Annotated in this window: 18 protein-coding genes; 8 read left to right on the forward strand and 10 right to left on the reverse strand. The window is 42.0% G+C overall.

Annotation, left to right across the window (positions count from 1 at the left end; translation table 11 throughout):
- Positions 1 to 327: 327 nt before the first annotated feature.
- Positions 328 to 1,041, reverse strand: a complete 714-nt coding sequence (locus tag KTR07_RS05540; RefSeq protein ID WP_048692148.1) for a tRNA1(Val) (adenine(37)-N6)-methyltransferase — start codon at positions 1,039 to 1,041, stop codon at positions 328 to 330.
- A 213-nt stretch (positions 1,042 to 1,254) separates the two neighbouring features.
- On the opposite strand from KTR07_RS05540, the gene lon reads away from it, so the two are divergent.
- The 3 genes from lon to KTR07_RS05555 are packed head-to-tail and all read left to right on the forward strand — an operon-like array spanning position 1,255 to position 5,948.
- Positions 1,255 to 3,720, forward strand: a complete 2,466-nt coding sequence (gene lon / locus KTR07_RS05545; RefSeq protein ID WP_070750770.1) for an endopeptidase La — start codon at positions 1,255 to 1,257, stop codon at positions 3,718 to 3,720.
- Entirely contained in the window at positions 3,717 to 4,847 is a 1,131-nt protein-coding gene (gene tgt, locus KTR07_RS05550; protein ID WP_008761519.1) for a tRNA guanosine(34) transglycosylase Tgt, read from the forward strand. Before lon ends, tgt begins: the two co-directional genes overlap by 4 nt.
- Before the next feature lie 3 nt (positions 4,848 to 4,850).
- Entirely contained in the window at positions 4,851 to 5,948 is a 1,098-nt protein-coding gene (locus KTR07_RS05555; RefSeq protein ID WP_008761518.1) for an LptF/LptG family permease, read from the forward strand.
- A 177-nt stretch (positions 5,949 to 6,125) separates the two neighbouring features.
- Here the strand turns inward: KTR07_RS05555 and KTR07_RS05560 are convergent, their stop codons facing one another.
- Positions 6,126 to 6,632, reverse strand: coding sequence for a thioredoxin family protein (locus KTR07_RS05560; protein ID WP_008761517.1), 507 nt, complete (start codon positions 6,630 to 6,632; stop codon positions 6,126 to 6,128).
- Positions 6,633 to 6,900: 268 nt separating this feature from the next.
- Between KTR07_RS05560 and serB the strand changes: the two genes are divergently transcribed.
- Both serB and KTR07_RS05570 read left to right on the forward strand, forming a co-directional pair.
- Complete coding sequence (gene serB / locus KTR07_RS05565; protein WP_008765689.1) at positions 6,901 to 8,130, forward strand: phosphoserine phosphatase SerB; 1,230 nt, start codon at positions 6,901 to 6,903, stop codon at positions 8,128 to 8,130.
- A gap of 47 nt (positions 8,131 to 8,177) precedes the next feature.
- A complete protein-coding gene (locus KTR07_RS05570) occupies positions 8,178 to 9,446 on the forward strand; it encodes a DEAD/DEAH box helicase (protein ID WP_008765688.1) in 1,269 nt (422 codons plus the stop codon).
- Between the two features lie 11 nt (positions 9,447 to 9,457).
- Here KTR07_RS05570 and KTR07_RS05575 read toward each other — a convergent pair whose 3' ends face one another.
- Genes KTR07_RS05575 through rfbC form a run of 3 tightly spaced genes read right to left on the reverse strand, consistent with a single transcriptional unit; the run spans position 9,458 to position 12,174 of the window.
- On the reverse strand, positions 9,458 to 10,255 hold the full coding sequence (locus KTR07_RS05575; RefSeq protein ID WP_011107473.1) for a DUF4738 domain-containing protein: 798 nt from the start codon (positions 10,253 to 10,255) through the stop codon (positions 9,458 to 9,460).
- A 37-nt stretch (positions 10,256 to 10,292) separates the two neighbouring features.
- Positions 10,293 to 11,606 carry a UDP-glucose/GDP-mannose dehydrogenase family protein gene (locus KTR07_RS05580; RefSeq protein WP_016267541.1) on the reverse strand — a complete coding sequence of 438 codons (1,314 nt, stop codon included), beginning with the start codon at positions 11,604 to 11,606 and terminating at the stop codon, positions 10,293 to 10,295.
- A 19-nt stretch (positions 11,607 to 11,625) separates the two neighbouring features.
- A complete protein-coding gene (gene rfbC / locus KTR07_RS05585; RefSeq protein WP_008761514.1) occupies positions 11,626 to 12,174 on the reverse strand; it encodes a dTDP-4-dehydrorhamnose 3,5-epimerase in 549 nt (182 codons plus the stop codon).
- 89 nt (positions 12,175 to 12,263) lie between these two features.
- On the opposite strand from rfbC, the gene KTR07_RS05590 reads away from it, so the two are divergent.
- A complete protein-coding gene (locus KTR07_RS05590) occupies positions 12,264 to 13,361 on the forward strand; it encodes an SPOR domain-containing protein (protein WP_070750768.1) in 1,098 nt (365 codons plus the stop codon).
- A 15-nt stretch (positions 13,362 to 13,376) separates the two neighbouring features.
- Positions 13,377 to 13,910 carry an FHA domain-containing protein gene (locus KTR07_RS05595; protein WP_008765683.1) on the forward strand — a complete coding sequence of 178 codons (534 nt, stop codon included), beginning with the start codon at positions 13,377 to 13,379 and terminating at the stop codon, positions 13,908 to 13,910.
- Positions 13,911 to 14,027: 117 nt separating this feature from the next.
- Here KTR07_RS05595 and KTR07_RS05600 read toward each other — a convergent pair whose 3' ends face one another.
- Positions 14,028 to 15,467, reverse strand: a complete 1,440-nt coding sequence (locus tag KTR07_RS05600) for a tagaturonate reductase (protein ID WP_008761512.1) — start codon at positions 15,465 to 15,467, stop codon at positions 14,028 to 14,030.
- A gap of 26 nt (positions 15,468 to 15,493) precedes the next feature.
- Positions 15,494 to 16,561 (reverse strand): LacI family DNA-binding transcriptional regulator, encoded by a 1,068-nt coding sequence (locus KTR07_RS05605; RefSeq protein ID WP_008761511.1) that lies wholly within the window; start codon positions 16,559 to 16,561, stop codon positions 15,494 to 15,496.
- A 199-nt stretch (positions 16,562 to 16,760) separates the two neighbouring features.
- On the opposite strand from KTR07_RS05605, the gene uxaC reads away from it, so the two are divergent.
- On the forward strand, positions 16,761 to 18,167 hold the full coding sequence (gene uxaC, locus KTR07_RS05610; protein ID WP_217315236.1) for a glucuronate isomerase: 1,407 nt from the start codon (positions 16,761 to 16,763) through the stop codon (positions 18,165 to 18,167).
- Positions 18,168 to 19,312: 1,145 nt separating this feature from the next.
- Here the strand turns inward: uxaC and KTR07_RS05615 are convergent.
- The 3 genes from KTR07_RS05615 to KTR07_RS05625 form a co-directional block, all read right to left on the reverse strand.
- The gene (locus KTR07_RS05615) at positions 19,313 to 19,579 is read right to left on the reverse strand and encodes a hypothetical protein (protein WP_130061552.1); all 267 of its coding nucleotides are present in this window, start codon (positions 19,577 to 19,579) and stop codon (positions 19,313 to 19,315) included.
- Between the two features lie 88 nt (positions 19,580 to 19,667).
- On the reverse strand, positions 19,668 to 20,387 hold the full coding sequence (locus KTR07_RS05620; protein WP_109115746.1) for a DUF2829 domain-containing protein: 720 nt from the start codon (positions 20,385 to 20,387) through the stop codon (positions 19,668 to 19,670).
- 4 nt (positions 20,388 to 20,391) lie between these two features.
- The gene (locus KTR07_RS05625; protein ID WP_109115745.1) at positions 20,392 to 20,937 is read right to left on the reverse strand and encodes an adenylyltransferase/cytidyltransferase family protein; all 546 of its coding nucleotides are present in this window, start codon (positions 20,935 to 20,937) and stop codon (positions 20,392 to 20,394) included.
- Positions 20,938 to 20,953 lie beyond the last annotated feature (16 nt).

Here is a 20,953-nt window from a genome sequence, read left to right on the forward strand (position 1 = left end):
TGTTCGATTTGCTATAGCGATTCTTTTTTATACGGGTACTTTATCGGGGGCTTACGGAAAGTCCTGCGAGAAAACAGAGTTCAAAAGCAAGAAATTGCTCTCTTAAATCATGAGTTAGAAAGGGCTAAAATGAAGCCCCCAAAAGAGCGTTCTTTGAACTATCTTTGAAATGGTTAGCTCGCATCATTATAATTGACTGATATGTAGCTGAATATCCTTTATTATCACGCCGCTTTGGGAGCAGGGGGTCGTGGGTTCGAATCCCGCTACCCCGACGAAAAAAAAGAGTTACATTAAGTAGCTCTTTTTTTTGTTTATACAAAAATATTATTTCAAATGCAAATAGTATTCACGAGTCAATTCTTTATACTCTTCACTATATTGATGACGGGCTACTTCAGTCAACAGTTCCTCCTTAATACATCCCTCATTATTAAACGTAAAAGTAATTAACATCCGTTTAGGAGTTCCTCCCGGCTTGGTTATTACATTTAGCTGGCGAGTTGCATATAAATGATATTCGGAAGCTGCAGTCTTCACCCTGTCAGCCACGTCTGTCGGTATTACGATTGTAAAAGTACCCTCTTTCTTCAATAAATCAGCCACACCCTTCAGCAACTTTTCATAAGTCAGAGAATCGTTATGTCGTGCCATGCTTCTCTGTTGGTCCGGACAACTAAGCGAATCCACAAAGTAAGGAGGATTGGAAACGATCACATCAAATTTATCCGGAGACTGATAGAACAGAAAATCTTGCTTCACCACTTCTATCCGATCCTTCCAGGGAGAACGGGCCACATTTTCCTTAGCCTGCCCGGCAGCGGCTTCGTCAATTTCCAGCGCCACAATATTTGCATCCGGCAGACTACGTTGAGCCAGCATCAAAGCAACCAACCCCGTCCCGGTTCCAATATCTAAAATTCGATGTGCCCCTTGAACAGAAGCCCACGCCCCTAAAAGTACCCCATCCGTACCTACCTTCATGGCACATTTGTCATGCCATACTGTAAACTGCTTAAACTGAAAGAAAGGATTCGCCATTTTATTAGCCATCTAAACCTGTTTTTTATTGATCTTTGCTGAAAACCGTCAAAAATAAATAATTATTATGGAATAAATCCATTACTGCCCGATATTTTGGCATTGTTTTTGTGTTTTTATTCCACACTGTGCTTTATTATTAAAGAGAATCAATTAACTTTGCAAACGATTTATGCATATTATGTATGACATAAACTAAATTAAAACGAAAAGATGAAAGAAAGATACTTATTGGAAGAAGAAGTTGGTGAGAACGGCTTCTCACTGATTACCGACTATGATGGCAATGACGAACATGTGTTTGATGTGAATATAAAATCCGGTGATATTCTTCCGGTTCTCCCCCTTCGTAATATGGTGTTGTTTCCCGGAGTATTTTTACCTATTACAGTAGGCAGAAAGGCTTCATTAAAGCTGGTTCGCGAAGCTGAAAAGAAACACAAAGATATTGCAGTGATTTGCCAGAGATCGGCACACACGGAAGACCCCAAACTGGAAGATTTGCACAATGTCGGCACTGTCGGACGAATTGTACGGGTACTGGAAATGCCTGACCAGACAACAACAGTCATCCTTCAGGGAATGAAACGTCTGCGTCTGAAAGATATTGTAGATACACACCCTTATCTGAAGGGCGAGGTCGAACTTTTGGAAGAAGATGTCCCAAACAAAGACGATAAAGAGTTTCAAGCCCTGGTTGAAACATGCAAGGACTTGACGATGCGTTATATCAAATCATCAGAAATGCATCAGGACTCGTCATTTGCTATAAAAAACATCAGTAATCCGATGTTCCTCATTAATTTCATTTGTGCCAACCTGCCATTCAAGAAAGATGAGAAGATGGATTTATTAAGTATCAACTCATTAAGAGAGCGTACTTATCATCTATTGGAAATCTTGAATCGCGAAGTACAGCTGGCAGAAATCAAGGCATCCATCCAAATGCGTGCCCGTGAGGATATCGATCAGCAACAGCGTGAATACTTCCTCCAACAACAGATCAAAACGATCCAGGATGAACTGGGTGGCAGCGGTCAGGAGCAGGAAATTGAAGAAATGCGCCTGAAAGCAGTTAAAATGCACTGGAATGCAGAAGTAAGAGATACTTTCCTGAAGGAACTGGCGAAACTGGAACGTACACATCCGCAATCACCGGACTTCAGCGTACAACTCAACTATCTGCAAACAATGCTCAACCTGCCTTGGGGTGTTTATACAACAGACAATCTGAATTTGAAAAATGCAGAAAAGACGTTGAATAAAGACCACTACGGACTGGAAAAAGTAAAAGAACGTATTCTGGAACACCTTGCCGTATTAAAACTGAAAGGCGATATGAAATCACCTATTATCTGTTTGTACGGCCCTCCGGGAGTTGGTAAAACATCCCTCGGAAAATCCATCGCATCGGCACTGAAACGAAAATATGTCCGTATGTCTTTGGGTGGTGTGCACGATGAAGCAGAAATTCGCGGTCACCGCAAAACTTATATTGGCGCTATGCCCGGACGAATCATCAAGAGTCTGATTAAGGCAGGAGCCTCTAATCCTGTATTTATACTGGATGAGATCGACAAAGTCAGTGCCGACCGTCAAGGCGATCCGTCATCAGCTTTGCTGGAAGTACTTGATCCGGAACAGAATACCTCTTTCCATGATAACTTCCTGGATGTAGATTATGACCTTTCCAAAGTACTGTTCATTGCAACCGCCAATAATCTGAATACGATCCCCGGCCCGTTGCTCGACCGTATGGAGCTGATTGAAGTCAGCGGATACATCACGGAAGAAAAAGTTGAAATTGCCCGTAAGCACCTGTTGCCGAAAGAACTGGAAGCAAACGGACTTAAAAAGACGGATATCAAGATTCCGAAAGATACTTTGGAAGCGATTATCGAATCATATACCCGTGAAAGCGGCGTCCGTGAACTGGAAAAGAAAATCGGCAAGATTCTCCGCAAATCTGCCCGTCAATATGCAACAGACGGTTATTTCGCCAAATCAGAAATTAAACCGACTGATTTGTATGAATTCCTGGGAGCACCGGAGTATACTCGTGACAAATATCAGGGAAATGACTATGCAGGCGTAGTCACCGGACTGGCATGGACTGCCGTCGGCGGTGAAATACTCTTTGTAGAAACGAGTCTGAGCCGTGGTAAAGGTGCGCGTCTTACACTAACAGGTAATCTGGGAGATGTAATGAAAGAATCAGCTATGCTGGCACTTGAATACATCAAAGCACACGCTTCAATCCTCAATCTGAATGAAGACATCTTTGACAACTGGAACATACACATCCATGTGCCCGAAGGTGCTATTCCGAAAGATGGACCGTCGGCAGGTATTACTATGGCTACTTCTTTAGCTTCTGCTCTCACCCAAAGAAAGGTAAAAGCAAACCTTGCCATGACGGGAGAAATCACTCTCCGTGGCAAAGTGCTTCCTGTCGGTGGTATCAAAGAGAAGATTCTTGCCGCCAAACGTGCCGGAATCAAAGAAATCATCATGAGTGCCGAAAATAAAAAGAACATAGATGAAATTCAGGACATATATTTAAAAGGACTGCAATTCCACTATGTAAACGACATAAAAGAAGTATTCGCAATCGCCTTGACAAACGAGAAAGTTGCGGATGCCATTGATTTATCTGTAAAGAAACCCAGCCAGGAATGACATTTGAGTTACAATATACAGACACTAAAAGTAATGCCCGTGCAGGTCTGATAACAACAGACCACGGGCAGATACAAACACCTATCTTCATGCCTGTGGGAACACTGGGCACTGTTAAAGGAGTACATGTAACAGAACTGAAAGAAGATATCCAGGCACAGATTATTCTGGGCAACACCTATCATTTATACTTGCGTCCGGGACTAGACGTAATTGAAAAGGCAGGCGGACTGCATCGCTTCAATGGTTTTGATCGTCCTATGCTGACCGATAGCGGTGGTTTTCAGGTATTCTCATTAGCAGGAATACGAAAACTTCGGGAAGAAGGAGCCGAATTCCGCTCGCACATTGATGGCAGCAAACATATCTTTACCCCGGAAAAGGTGATGGATATAGAACGTACCATTGGCGCTGATATCATGATGGCTTTTGACGAATGTCCTCCGGGAGATTCAGATTATGCATATGCCAAAAAGTCATTAGGGCTGACACACAGATGGCTTGATCGTTGTATTCAGCGTTTTAACGAAACTGAACCGAAATACGGCTACAACCAGTCTCTCTTCCCCATCGTGCAAGGATGTGTTTATCAGGATTTGCGTAAGCAATCCGCTGAATTCGTCGCCTCCAAAGGAGCGGATGGAAATGCAATCGGCGGACTGGCCGTAGGCGAACCGGTAGATAAGATGTACGAGATGATAGAGGTTGTCAACGAGATTCTTCCCAAAGACAAGCCCCGCTATCTGATGGGAGTCGGTACCCCCGTAAATATCCTTGAAGGCATTGAACGCGGAGTCGATATGTTCGACTGTGTTATGCCTACCCGAAACGGACGAAATGGCATGCTGTTTACCAAAGACGGTATCATCAATATGCGAAACAAGAAATGGGAAACAGACTTCTCTCCCATCGAGGCAGACGGTGCTTCTGCTGTAGACACGCTATACAGCAAAGCGTACTTGCGTCACCTTTTCCACGCACAAGAACTACTGGCAATGCAAATTGCTTCTATACACAATCTGGCATTTTACCTGTGGCTGGTAGGTGAAGCCCGGAAACATATCATTGCCGGAGATTTCTCTACCTGGAAGCCGATGATGGTAAAAAGAGTGTCAACAAGATTATAAAGAATGAAAAGCAATCGATTAATAAAACGGCTGGATTGGTATATCATCAAGAAATTCTTGGGGACATACGTATTTGCCATTGCATTGATTATCTCAATTGCGGTGGTGTTCGACTTCAACGAGAAGATGGACAAGCTGATGGAGCATGAAGCCCCTTGGGACAAGATCATCTTTGAATACTACATGAACTTCATCCCCTACTTCTCCAATCTGTTCAGTCCGCTGTTCGTATTCATCGCCGTTATCTTCTTTACCTCCAAACTGGCGGAGAACTCTGAGATCATTGCCATGTTCTCCACCGGTATGAGTTTCAAAAGAATGATGCGCCCCTATATGATCTCTGCCGCCATCATTGCTGCGGCAACATTCATGATGAGTTCGTTCATCATTCCCAAAGGTAGTGTTACCCGTCTGAACTTTGAAGATAAATACATCAAACCCAAGAAAGTCAACTCGGTCCGAAACGTGCAGTTGGAAGTGGACAGTGGTGTCATAGCCTATATCGATAATTACAATGACGGAATGAAAACCGGCAACCGCTTTTCATTGGATAAGTTTGTCGACAAGAAACTTGTCTCCCACTTAACGGCACGCCGTATCACTTACGATACAACAACGGTCAATAAATGGACCATTCACGACTATATGGTACGTGAACTGGACGGACTAAAAGAAAAGATCACCAAAGGAGACCGGATCGACTCTATTATAAATATGGACCCATCGGACTTCCTGATCATGAAAAATCAACAGGAGATGCTGACCAGTCCGGAACTGAGCGAATATATCGAAAAGCAGAAACGACGGGGATTTGCCAATATCAAAGAGTTTGAAATTGAGTACCACAAACGAATTGCAATGTCATTTGCTTCGTTTATTCTGACAATCATCGGGGTTTCTCTTTCATCACGAAAAACGAAGGGTGGTATGGGACTTCATCTGGGTATTGGATTAGGGCTTAGCTTCTCTTATATCCTGTTCCAGACAATCACTTCTACCTTTGCCATAAACGGTAACGTGCCTCCTGCGATTGCAGTCTGGATTCCCAATATCCTCTATGCAGGCATCGCATTCTATCTGTATCAGAAAGCACCTAAATAAGGAAACATAAAACTTAGATCAAGGAGATCTAAAATAGAAGTTCCGCCTATTCTTGCCGAAAGCAAGTACAGGCGGAACTTTTTTGTTGTATCCATTTCCTCTTTTGTCTATTCTCCATTTTAATCACCAAACGGTGATCCGGAAAATCCCTCTTTCTCCTTACTCTTTTCGAGATTGTCAACCAATCTCACTTACATAAGCAGAAAGATCTGCAGCAGAGATGTTTTTGGCTATAATCACACCATTTCCATCCAATAAATAGTTTGTGAACCCCCGATTCAAACGGTACTTTTTAAATAATCCGGAGTCCTCGCCTTCTGTTTCCACGAAACAAGTGGGCGTAACTATTTGGTCCTTACGAACGGTTTCCTTAAAGATTGACTGGTATTCGTCAAACGAAACAGAAACCATTTCCACATTACGGGAAGAACGAAGCACATTGCTCAAACTTACGTTTTGCATCCGGGATTGCGCGTCATAACTTGCCCAAAAACTAAGCAACACATATTTACCTTTCAAATTACCCAACTTAAAAGCCGGTTGCCCATTCGACGCAGATTCGATTTTAAAATCAGGGGCTACGTCACCCTCACTCAAACCTCCGGTAGGTTTGTCTTTCTCAACGAAAGCGGTCAAGGAACAAATCAGTAATACAACAAAAATCCATTTTACATAAGAATTCATGTAATTCGGTTTTAGTTAATACTATCCGGGGACTGTCCTTAAACAGTGGTTTCTTCCCGAAACGTTGTCTTTTCAGGCATCAGGCGAAGAGGAATCCGCTGATTATCAGTGCCTTTAATTTTGAAACCGGGTGCAAAGGTAAGTAATTATTAAATTAACTTCCAAAAAAACAAGCCATTTTCTTACTTTTGGGGTATAACTTTTTATGTTATTTAGCATAAAAACGAACTTTTTTCCCTACTTTTGCAGCGTTAAAGTCTATTTTTTTATGCAACCATCAAATACTGAATTGATTCTGATTCGAGTTACCGGCGAAGATCGCCCGGGACTTACCGCTTCCGTAACTGAAATACTTGCCAAGTATGACGCTACTATCCTTGATATCGGACAGGCGGACATCCATAATACGTTGTCGTTAGGCATTCTTTTCAGAAGCGAAGAAAGGCATTCCGGATTCATTATGAAGGAGCTGCTGTTTAAGGCATCTTCATTGGGAGTAACCATTCGTTTCGAACCGATAGGAACCGACCAGTATGAGAACTGGGTAGGTATGCAGGGGAAAAACCGCTATATACTGACGGTATTGGGCCGCAAACTGTCTGCCCGCCAGATATCTGCCGCTACCCGCGTACTAGCAGAACAAGACTTAAACATTGATGCCATCAAACGTCTGACAGGGCGTATCCCTTTGGATGAGGACAAAACGGATACCCGTACCCGTGCCTGTATCGAGTTCTCCGTACGCGGTACCCCGAAAGACCGTATCGCCATGCAGGAGCGACTGATGCAGTTGGCTAGCGAACAGGAGATGGACTTTTCTTTCCAGCAAGATAATATGTACCGCCGTATGCGCCGTCTGATCTGTTTCGATATGGATTCTACCTTGATCGAAACTGAGGTAATCGACGAGCTGGCTATCCGTGCAGGTGTAGGCGATGAAGTAAAGGCCATTACAGAAAGCGCCATGCGTGGAGAAATAGACTTTACAGAAAGCTTCACACGTCGTGTAGCCTTGTTAAAAGGACTGGATGAATCAGTCATGCAGGAAATAGCAGAAAGCCTTCCTATTACGGAAGGAGTAGACCGCCTGATGTATGTACTGAAAAAATATGGATACAAAATTGCTATTCTTTCCGGAGGATTCACCTATTTCGGTCAGTATCTGCAAAAGAAATACGGCATAGATTACGTATATGCGAACGAATTGGAAATTGTAGACGGCAAATTAACCGGACGCTATCTGGGAGACGTAGTAGACGGCAAACGAAAAGCCGAACTCCTCCGTCTGATCGCTCAGGTAGAGAAGGTTGATATTGCTCAGACGATAGCCGTTGGAGACGGTGCCAACGACCTTCCTATGCTGGGAATCGCCGGACTGGGAATCGCCTTCCACGCAAAGCCCAAAGTAGTGGCAAATGCCAAACAATCCATCAATACCATCGGGCTTGACGGAGTGCTCTATTTCCTGGGATTCAAAGATTCTTATTTGAATATGTAATTGAGACCAAAAATTATTTTATCTTTGTCGGCAAATAAAAAGAAGTAATGAAGTTTTCCGAACTAAAACTAAATGCAAATGTGCTTGATGCGCTTGACGCCATGCGATTTGACGAGTGCACGCCTATACAGGAACAAGCAATTCCAATCATACTAGAAGGTAAAGATTTGATAGCAGTTGCACAAACGGGCACTGGTAAAACAGCAGCATTCCTGCTGCCTATCCTGAATAAGTTATCCGAAGGAGGACATCCCGAAGATGCCATTAACTGTGTCATTATGTCCCCTACCCGGGAATTGGCGCAGCAAATCGACCAGCAAATGGAAGGCTTCTCCTATTTTATGCCCGCATCGAGTGTTGCCGTATACGGTGGAAATGACGGAATCCTTTTCGAACAACAGAAGAAGGGACTTACGTTAGGTGCAGATGTAGTAATAGCTACTCCCGGACGGCTGATAGCCCATTTAAGCCTTGGATACGTAGATCTTTCCAAGGTTTCTTATTTTATACTGGACGAAGCAGACCGTATGCTTGATATGGGATTCTACGAAGATATCATGCAAATCGTGAAATATTTGCCGAAAGAACGACAGACAATCATGTTCTCGGCAACTATGCCTGCCAAAATACAGCAACTGGCAAAAACAATTCTGAATAATCCGGCGGAAATCAAACTTGCCGTTTCAAGACCGGCAGATAAAATCATTCAGGCAGCTTATGTATGTTACGAGAATCAGAAGCTAGGTATCATACGCAGCCTTTTTACTGACGAAGTACCCGAACGTGTGATTATTTTCGCTTCCTCCAAAATCAAGGTTAAAGAAGTAACAAAGGCTCTGAAAATGATGAAACTGAATGTAGGAGAAATGCATTCGGATCTTGAACAGGCACAACGTGAAGTGGTCATGCACGAATTTAAAGCCGGAAGAATCAATATTCTGGTTGCTACGGATATCGTTGCCCGTGGTATCGATATTGACGACATCCGATTGGTTATCAACTTTGATGTCCCCCATGACAGCGAGGATTATGTGCACCGTATCGGACGTACAGCACGTGCCAACAATGACGGAGTAGCACTCACCTTTATCAGCGAGAAAGAACAGAGCAACTTCAAATCCATCGAGAACTTTCTTGAAAAAGAAATATATAAAATTCCCGTTCCCGCCGAATTAGGAGAAGCACCGGAATACAAGCCCCGCTCTTACAACAATAAGAGAGGTGACAGTTCTAAAAGAAGAAGCTTCGGAGGAAAAAGGAATAACAACAATGGAAAAAAAGGCAATAACCGCCCCTCTTCTCCTGCAAGAAACTAAAAAACATTTGGCTATTTCGTCGGAGTAATAGTCAACTTGCCGCTAAAACTGACAGTCAAATTTGCTATACTGTAAATAGAACTTTCCGGAATGGATAAAACAGCCTGATAATGGAAACCATTCCGGTCTACCTTTACAAATTTAGTATCAGATAAAATTGCCTGCACCAGGAAATCCGCAGGAACCACACTTTCAAACATCTGCTTGGTAATATCACTGGCAAACAGGCTCTTCTTGCCTTCATACACACAAATGTGCATCACATTATCGTAGTACACATTATCCATACTAATACCGTCTTCAGTATATATCGTCTTGATCACCCTCATTTTGGATGGATTGATATACACATAAGCACGATAGCGGCTACCATTATAGTTCACAATACTATCGCGCTTCGTTACTTCCGTATAGGTGGGAATAATCATTTCCTGACCGACAAAAGATAACGAATCATTAGGATCTTCAGATTTATGCAATCTGATCATATTATCTGCAATCGAATGAAACCAGAAAATATGCTCCCCCTGCTTATCTATCTTATAATAGGTAGTATCATTGCCATAAGTATAAAGAGTATCCCGTATAATTTTGAATGTAATAGGAGCGCTCTGCGAATCTGCATAATAGATGGTATCCCCTTCTATACGCATCAACGGGCTCTCAGTCTCATCATCCAGCCAGATTCCTTGCAGCAGTTCTTTCGCACTCAAATCCTCCTCTTGTCCGGAGGAAGAGTGCGGATTCTTACTGCTGTTACATGCTGCGAGCAAGATCGCTACTAACGATATCGCTACATATTTCGTCATTTGTCTAAATTTTGTGTATAAAGATACTCTAATTATCTTATTTACCAATGCATGAATAAATAAATCCGAGCTCTTCCATTTCTTTTTTATCATAAATATTGCGTCCATCCAGCACAATTTGCTGATTCATAGTCTTTTTGATGACAGCCCATGAAGGCAGACGGAATTCTTTCCATTCGGTAATTAACATCAGGACATCAGCATCAAGTACCGCATCATACATATCGCGGGCGTAATAAATAACATCACCGATACGACGTTTACACTCATTCATTGCAGCCGGATCATATGCGCGTATCTGACAACCTGCTTTCAGAAGTTTATCGATCAATACCAATCCCGGAGCCTCACGCATATCATCCGTTTCCGGTTTAAAAGCCAATCCCCACAAGGCGATGGTCTTACCTTTCAAATCACCATTAAACTGCTTCATCAGTTTTTCAAACAAGACTCCTTTCTGCGCCTCATTCACATCTTCCACCGCACGAAGTACACGCATAGTATACCCGTTTTGCTCGGCAGTCTTGATCAATGCTTTCACATCTTTAGGAAAACAGGAGCCACCATATCCGATACCTGGGTATAGGAACTTGCGTCCGATACGAGTATCAGAACCGATACCGCTACGTACCATATTTACGTCGGCACCTACCAGTTCACACAAGTTCGCGATGTCATTCATAAAGCTGATACGGGTTGCCAACATAGAGTTAGCCGCATATTTCGTCATTTCAGCCGATGGGATATCCATGAAAATAACACGGAAGTTATTCAATAAAAACGGCTTATAGAGTTTCGACATCAGTTTCTCCGCACGAACAGACTCCACTCCTACCACTACACGGTCCGGACTCATAAAGTCGCTGATAGCATTGCCCTCTTTCAGAAATTCCGGATTGGAAGCCACATCAAACTCAATGTTCACTCCTCTTTTATCCAGTTCTTCCTGTATAGCGGCACGAACTCTGCGCGCAGTACCTACAGGAACCGTGCTCTTCGTCACTACCAATTTATATTGATTCATATTACGACCGATGGTGCGGGCAACTTCCAGCACATAACTCAAATCAGCACTGCCATCTTCGTCCGGAGGCGTACCGACAGCACTAAATATAACCTCAACATCGTCCAGGCAACTCTCAAGCGAAGTCGTGAATTTCAGTCTTTTTGCCTTGACATTGCGAAGTACCATTTCTTCCAATCCATTCTCATAGATCGGAATCACTCCTTTCTGCAAAGATTCTATTTTCTCGCTATTCGTATCTACACAAGTTACATTTACGCCAATTTCAGCAAAACATGTTCCGGTTACCAAACCAACATAACCGGTTCCGACAATCGCTATTTTCATATCTATCGTTTGTTAGAGTTTATTCAAAATATACAGCATCTCTGAAAGCCATGCCCTCTTTATCCTTGGGCGACAAAAGCATCTGCGACTCCCCAAGCATCCAGTCGATGCCTAACGTTTCATCATTATATACTATAGACGCTTCTGCTTGCGGAGCATATTTATTGTCTACCTTATACATGAACACAGCTTCTTCGCTCAACACCACAAAGCCATGAGCAAAACCACGGGGAATAAAAAACTGCCTTTTATTTTCTTCACTGAGCAATGCGCTGACATGTTTTCCAAAAGTCGGTGACGACCGGCGCAAATCGACAGCAACATCCAGCACCTTTCCTTTCAGAACGCGAACTAACTTTGCCTGGCTGTATTCACCCTTCTGATAGTGCAGTCCCCGCAATACACCAAAGGACGATTTCGATTCATTATCCTGCACAAAGTCTACCGGACCGATCTTCGCTTCAAACTCCTCTTTCTTAAAGGCTTCCATAAAGTAGCCCCGTTCATCAGAATAAACATTGGGTTCTATCAGCCACACCCCATCTATTTCTGTCTGTATATAGTTCATCGTTAGTAGTAATAAGTAAAACGATGCAAAAGTAGTGATTTTTTCGAAGTTTTCTGGGATATATTCAATTAATCTCTTAATTTTGCACTATGATTGAATTAGCACAACACATAGAGGCTCTGTTGTTAGAGAACGATTGCGTAATCGTTCCTAATTTTGGCGGATTCGTAGCACACTACGCTCCCGCAACCTATGTAAAAGAAGAAAATCTTTTTTTACCTCCTACCCGTATCATCGGTTTCAATTCTCAGCTTAAACTGAATGACGGCGTGTTGGTACAGTCCTATATGTCTGCGCATGACACCAGTTTTGCCGATGCTACCCGTATGGTGGAGAAAGAAGTGAACGCATTCGTCGAGATTCTTCATGAAGAAGGTAAAGCCGATCTGGAAAACGTGGGTGAAATCCGTTATAACATTTACGGGAACTACGAATTCACTCCTTATGATCATAAGATAACGACTCCTTCATTATATGGACTGAATTCTTTTGAGATGCGTGAGCTCTCTGCGTTGCAGCGAAAAGAAAGAATACTGGTACCTGCCAGTCTGACGAAAGAAAAGAAAACGTATGAAATCAGCATCAGTCGTACCCTTCTTCGTAATGCTGCGGCAATGATTGCCGTTATCGTTATGTTCTTCGCATTCTCTACTCCTGTAGAAAATACGTATGTCGAGAAGAACAATTATGCCCAGTTGCTGCCTGCCGAGCTTTTTGAGCAAATAGAAAAACAATCGGTTGCAGTCACTCCTGTTTCTGTAGAAACAAAGCATAATCAAAAGAATGCGACTGGTCAGACGAAGAAAGTTACCGCTGATAAAGCCAGAACTTCAAGACCTATCGCTGTCAAAGAAGTCAAGGTTGCCAAGCAGGAAACAACACCGGCCGCACCGACAGCAACAATACCGACTACGACCGCAGTGACAACTCCGGTTGCACCCGCAGTTCAGCCACAGGCCAATCATCCCTTTCACATTATCGTAGCAGGAGGAATCGGTCTGAAAGATGCTGAAGCAATGGCAGAACAATTAAAGGCAAAAGGATTTGCCGAAGCGAAAGCCTTGAACAGCGATGGCAAAGTACGTGTCAGCATCCGTTCATTCGGAAATCGCGAAGAAGCTACCAAACAACTACTGGAGCTTAGAAAAAACGAAACTTATAAGAATGCCTGGTTACTGGCAAAATAAATCCCCTTTTGAAACATGAAACGAGTTCTTTGTCCTAAATGTGAGAATTACCTTTTTTTTGATGAAACCAAATACAGCGAAGGTCAATCGCTTGTATTCGAATGCGAACATTGTGGCAAACAATTCAGCATCCGTCTCGGAAAAAGCAAAGTAAAAGCCCTTAGAAAGGAAGAGAACCTGGAAGAAGAAGCGGAGGCTCATAAAGAAGAATTCGGTTATATTACGGTTATTGAAAACGTGTTTGGTTTCAAACAAGTACTTCCGTTGCAAGAAGGTGATAATGTGATAGGCCGTCGTTGCGTGGGTACCGTTATCAATACTCCGATCGAAAGCGGTGACATGAGTATGGACAGACGTCACTGCATCATTAATGTAAAGCGTAACAAACAGGGAAAGCTTGTCTACACATTACGGGACGCCCCCAGCCTCACAGGTACCTTTCTCATGAATGAGATTCTGGGAGATAAGGACCGCGTCCGCATGGAAGACGGAGCAATCGTAACTATCGGAGCTACCACATTCATTCTTCATACAGCTGAAGCTGAATAGAAATAAAACTGTTTTTCTCTTTTCTATCAGAACTATCTTTGATATCATATATACACATAAAAACAGCGTCACCATTCACAACGAACAGTGACGCTATTTTTATATGATAGTACTTAATTAAAGGATACCCTTTACCGTTTCAAGCATACCTTTCTCCTGAATAGAATCCAGATCAGCCTTTACAGCTGCTGCCAGTCCCGGAATCTTATTCAAATCTTCGCCCCAGATAAACTCTGCTGCCAGTACACCTTCGGTAACCTTCTTCGTGCAACCGGTAGCCCAAAGCTCTTTCAGCAAGTTCATGATTTCAGGTGCATCGTTCGGTACAATTTCAGCCCCGTCTGCACGTACACCACCTTTATAATAAGTGATAATAGCAGCCAATCCGAGTACCAGTCCTTTCGGCAGTTCCCCTTTACGTTCCAGATAAGTCTTCAATCCCGGAAGATCACGAGTTTCATATTTCGGGAATGAGTTAAGCATAATGCTTGTTACCGCATGATCGACGAACGGATTGTTGAAACGTTCCAATACATCCTCTGCAAACTTCTTCAGTTCCTCTTTCGGAAGATTCAATGTCTCCATCAATTCATCAAACATCACTTTATGAATATACTTGCCGATTACCTCATGCTGGCAAGCATCACGCACGATATTCACACCCGACAAGTATGCTACCGGAGAAAGAACCGTGTGAGGACCATTGAGCAAAGTTACTTTGCGTTCGTGATAAGGAGCTTCCGACGGAACAAACAATACATTCAGCCCTGCCTTATCAGCCGGGAATTCTTTTGCCACTTCCTGCGGAGCTTCAATTACCCACAGGTGAAAGATTTCAGCCTGCACAACAAGGTTATCATCGTACTGTATCTTTTCCTTGATAGCAGCAATATCCTTGCGAGGAAATCCCGGAACGATACGGTCTACCAATGTCGCATATACTCCACAAGCTTCCTCAAACCAAGTCTTGAATTCATTGCCAAGATTCCACAGGTCGATATACTGATAAATCGTTTCTTTCAGCTTGTGGCCATTCAGGAAGATCAGTTCGCAAGGGAAAATGATCAGACCTTTCGTCTTGTCACCGTTGAATGTTTTAAAACGATGATACAGCAATTGAGTCAGCTTGCCCGGATAAGATGAAGCGGGAGCATCTTCCAGTTTGCAAGTCGGATCAAAGGCGATTCCGGCTTCTGTAGTGTTCGAGATAACAAAGCGCATTTCCGGTTGTTCAGCCAGCTTCATAAACTCGTCATTCTGCGTATAAGGATTCAATGCGCGACTGATTACATCAATCATTGTCAAGCTGTTAACCACTTCTCCTTTATCCAATCCTTGAAGGTTAACATGGTACAAATCATCTTGTGCATTCAGCATATCGACCATACCTTTATCAATCGGTTGAACCACTACCACACTGCTGTTGAAGTCAGTCTTCTGGTTCATGTTGTAAATAATCCAATCTACAAATGCACGTAAAAAGTTACCTTCGCCAAATTGGATAATGCGCTCCGGACGTTGTACTTTAGGAGCTGTTTCTTTGTTTAATGCTTTCATGTTAGTTGTAATTTATAAAGTTGATATTATACAAATTCGAAATAAAAATCAATATTTTCCTTTATCATAATGTCGATGGGCATGTACTTTACCGGTTCAACGGATTTCTTGAAAACGACGTGGTCGCAAAGAGCTTTTACGCCACAATATCCCTGCAGCCCCGGACGTTGTCCGATCAGATAATGCACATCACCGGATTTCAGCAATTCCACGTTTGCTTTCAGAAGGTCATATCCTATCAGCCCCTTCATGCTACGTCCCGCACTACGGAGATATTCGCCCAGCTGATAAACTCTGGAATTGAATACGACACCCAACGTAGCTTTCGGATGCAGCCGGAAAAATTCATCCAATGTCTTTTGATTATTTTCCTGATTAGACTTGTTCAGTACCACTTCATGAATCACCAACTCTTCATACTCTTCGGTGATAAAGCTCATAAATCCTGCCAAACGCCGTTGCATCTGTATTTCTGCCGGACTGTTCTTATTATTGCTCAAGAACAAAACCAGCTCCTGCCCCTCGCCGGCCTGATAGTTGCGCATTAATATTTTGGCGGCAATGTATCCGCTTTTATAAGAGTCCTGTCCGATATAGGTCAGTGCGTTCGCTTCCTCCATATTGAAGTCAATGAATGCATAAGCTATTTTTTTAGCTTGCAGATAGTCTGTCAAAGCCAATGTCTCATTTCTGAAGTTCGGAGCGATCAGTACAGCGTCGACATTGCTTTCTTCAACTCTGCGACACACTTCCAGATAACTTTCCTTGTTCCCCTGATGATAGCAAAGATAATCCACACTCACATTGAAAGGACGCAATTCCTGACGTGCCCGCTCGATGCCTCCCACTACCGAATGCCAGTAGTCGTGCTCTATATAATAAGGTATCAGACAAACGAAAGAATATTTCTTCTTGGCAGCCAGTCCGATAGCAAATACATTAGGCTGGTAGTGAATTTCATCCAATACCTTTTGTACTTTAGCCTTGCTTTGAGGAGATACGTCGCCGCGATTGTGCAGCACTCTGTCAACCGTTCCGGCGGAAACACCCGCCATACGGGCAATGTCTTTGATGGTATAGTTCTGGTCCTCCATAGTGCTAAAACTTAAATATTATAAATAATCGCTGCAAATATACGAATTATTTTGTTACTCCAAGTAAATTTTCTATTTTTGTGTTCGATAACGGTTAATAAAACTAAAACGAAGATTTACACCTATTAGCTTTAAAATCAATACTATATAGGTATAAATGCAGAAAGTAATAATTTTATATACTAAAAACACAGTAACAATGAAGAACTTCATGGATGAAAACTTCTTGCTGCAGACAGAAACTGCACAAAAGTTGTATCACGAGCATGCGGCTAAAATGCCGATTATTGACTACCACTGTCATCTAATCCCCCAAATGGTAGCTGACGACTACAAGTTTAAATCACTGACTGAAATTTGGTTGGGTGGCGACCATTACAAATGGCGTGCAATGCGTACAAATGGCGTAGACGAACGTTATTGTACAGGAAAAGATACCACAGACTGGGAAAAGTTCGAAAAATGGGCTGAAACCGTTCCTTATACCTTCCGCAACCCGTTGTATCATTGGACACACCTGGAATTGAAGACTGCTTTCGGCATCGACAAGATTTTAAGCCCCAAGACTGCACGCGAAATTTACGACGAGTGTAACGAGAAGCTGGCTCAGCCGGAATACTCAGCTCGCGGAATGATGCGTCGTTACCACGTGGAAGTAGTATGTACTACGGACGATCCGATTGATTCTCTGGAATATCATATCCAGACACGCGAAAGCGGTTTTGAAATCAAAATGTTGCCTACCTGGCGCCCGGACAAGGCAATGGCAGTAGAAGTTCCTGCCGACTTCCGCGCTTATGTAGAAAAACTGTCTGCAGTAAGCGGCATGACAATCTCAAATTTTGACGATATGATTGCGGCTCTCCGCAAACGTCATGACTTCTTCGCCGAACAGGGTTGCCGCTTGTCCGACCACGGTATCGAAGAGTTCTATGCAGAAGATTACACCGACGCAGAAATCAAAGCTATATTTAATAAGGTATATGGCGGAGCTGAATTGACTAAAGAAGAAATTCTGAAATTCAAGTCTGCTATGTTGGTAATCTTCGGAGAAATGGACTGGGAAAAAGGATGGACTCAGCAGTTCCACTACGGTGCTATCCGTAACAACAATACGAAGATGTTCAAATTGTTAGGACCCGATACAGGCTTCGACTCTATCGGCGAATTTACAACAGCCAAGGCAATGTCTAAATTCCTCGACCGCCTGAACGTTAACGGCAAGTTGACCAAGACAATCCTTTATAACCTGAATCCTTGCGCCAATGAAGTGATTGCCACTATGCTGGGCAACTTCCAGGATGGCTCGATAGCCGGCAAGATTCAGTTCGGTTCCGGATGGTGGTTCCTCGACCAGAAAGATGGTATGGAAAAACAAATGAACGCGTTGTCAGTACTTGGACTTTTGAGCCGTTTCGTAGGTATGCTGACAGACTCCCGTTCATTCCTTTCCTATCCACGCCACGAATACTTCCGCCGTACATTATGTAATTTGGTAGGACGTGATGTGGAGAACGGAGAAATTCCGGTATCTGAAATGGATCGCGTAAATCAGATGATCGAAGACATCAGCTACAACAATGCCAAGAACTTCTTCAAATTCTAAAACAAGAATTACTAAATAGTAATACCGCTGTCGGGGCACGATGCTCCACAGCGGTATTTTTTTTTTAAACTAACGTTCCTCTCCTTGTAGTTTCATATACGATTCTATTGTCACTTGTCACCTTTTATAGTTAAAGAGTTAGTAATCAATAAAATAGTGGTGACAATAAGCGGTGATAATAAGGTGATAATAGAATTTATATGAATTCATTTATCACCTTCTATTATCACCCATATTTCCTACTACACTGATTACCAACATTTAAACAGAAACTAACATCTTTTTCTCTTTATCACAGAGAACTGTATTTTCGACCCGAGAATTGTATTTTCACCCCCTTTTTGCCTTCTATAATTCCTATTAATCCATTATTTCTCCCTCCAGTCAACAACAAAATTTTATTTGCTAAAGCATTAAACGATGCTTCTTTGGCCTCCTAAGAGATTTTAGATGGCATGTATAATAGTTAAAGCCGGTATACCTAATACATCAACAAGCCTTGATTAATACATTTTGCAGGATATATGCTCTCGTTTTACGTACGTGAAACATTCAGACTACGCACGTGATCCCATCAGCCCACGTACATGAACCGATGGGATCACGTACCTGAAACTTGTTCTTATTGCTTTCAAAAGACATTAACTTAGCATACAAAAGGGATTAATCAACGAAGCATAGACTATTAAACCAGGCAGGTCTGATAAAATTGACAAGTATCTTTCGGGCTAAGGAGCAACGATTCCCGAAGAGTAGGCTCAAATTGAGTTGAAGAGTAGTCCTCACAAGATTTACAACTGATCCCTTACAAGGCAGTTCATATAAACAAAAAAAGAAATAACTAAGTTACTTCTTCATTCTTTGTACACCCTCAGGGGGTAAAATTGATGTTGATAGTCAGATAATTACACATTTGGTATCATTTTAGTATCACATCCCAATATTTCAATTCATCTACATTACCAACCATAGGTTAATAAATGTAGGATAGACTCACTTGTTTATAGTACAAAGATAATTCATTATGAGAATAAATCTATGTCTTTATTGGATTTTATTTCTTTTTATTCATAGCTCTCCTTTCAGCTCAATTTTTATATGGACTATGAATCTCAGAATATGTGTTTCGAGAAACTTCTAACATACTACAACTCCATCTCAGGAAATGGTAATATCCCAATTCCAGGTACATATAAACGCTTTAAATTATTATAGATATATTGTTTTGCTTCTTGACGAACTGTTGCATCACAAACGAGATGTTCATTTACAAACTGTGATAGCTCATCACATAATAAATTATAGTAGAAATGACATTCAGGTGTATACGCTCTGAACTCAAAATCGTTCATTTCTTTGACCATTTGTTTTACTATTTCAATGCTACTTTTTGTTGTTTTTAATATAATCATAATTAACGTCTTTATATCCAACTTATAATCATTGACAAACAAAAGAGCTTTTTGCAGAAAAAATTGCTGTTTCTATATGATTGAAACTTCATTGTTGAACAATCTCCCAATCTTCTGCAAACACGTCACTGATAGACGGAATCCATGAATCAGCACGACCAGTATTCTCGTTGTAGATAAGGCATTGGCTTGTATAGTTAATGAAACCCTTGCCTTTCAGAATAAGGTCCTTTGCCGATTGAGGAAGTGACTGCATCTTCGGAACAATATCGCTTTCGATGTGTGCCGGGACTTGCTTGATGACCCACAATCCCTTTCCATTCCAACCTTTTCTACGAATAGCAAGACCAAATTTCAACGCTTCGATTGCAACTCCGAAAGACATCTGGTTAAACGGAGCATTAGGAGCACCATCAAGACATCCAATACGACATTCAAGTGTTTTCACGTAATTACCCATCACTACTTGCTGTAAGCGTAACAAAAATTTTTGGTAGTTGTCTGTTACCACTTCATCCATCTTTCCAGAATCAATGAAAGCAACAAGTTTATCCAACCTGTCATACAAGTCTTTCATTTCAATATGCAAACGGTCAAGAAAGGTGTCTGCACACTTGTATGATTTCTCAAACGCTTTGGCAGGCGACCAACTTTCGTAACCATCTTCGTATTTAACACGATAACCTTTCTCGGTTTCTTTATGGTTTTCAATGTCCTTACCATAGGGGTTTCTACCCGTTTCTTGAACGAAGTCTCCCAATGTCATAGGCTCGGCTTCAATCTGTTTTGTTTCAATGTACTTTTTCATATTTTTATTTGAAAACGTTTAAAAATGCCTTAATTGTCTGGCGCATATCATACACGCACTGTGGGACCACATTATTTTCTGGAAGGCTATCAGCAAGTATCATATCACGCACCATAGTTGCTGACACACCATCTTCACAAGTGTTTCTGGCAAGTAAAGATAGAGACACGTTATTCCTTAAAAGAAATCCTGGAAACCAAGATGTGATGGTCTCAAATCCATCAGAGTAATAGATGGTGAAATCAGACTGGTTGATTTTGCTAACAATAAACGAATAAAGATAAAAACCCCAATCGTGACTGTTGTCAGATTCATCAGAAAGGTCAGCAAGCTCAACAATCTTCGTTTTTTCGTGAAGAGAATGGTCTTTAATCGCCTTTTCAACAAGCTGTTTTCGGATAGTCCAAGGTATCGGATTCCGTTTTGAGAGTTTATCTATTGATCCAATAATAACTAAAACTTGCTCATTCTCGTCACAAGCCTTCTTTATCAGCTGTAGGTGTCCATTATGTATAGGCTGGAATCGAGCCAATATTACTCCTGTTTTCATAACTACTCAAATAAGC

This window comes from Bacteroides sp. MSK.20.82 (genome assembly GCF_019052485.1).
GTDB lineage: Bacteria > Bacteroidota > Bacteroidia > Bacteroidales > Bacteroidaceae > Bacteroides > Bacteroides thetaiotaomicron.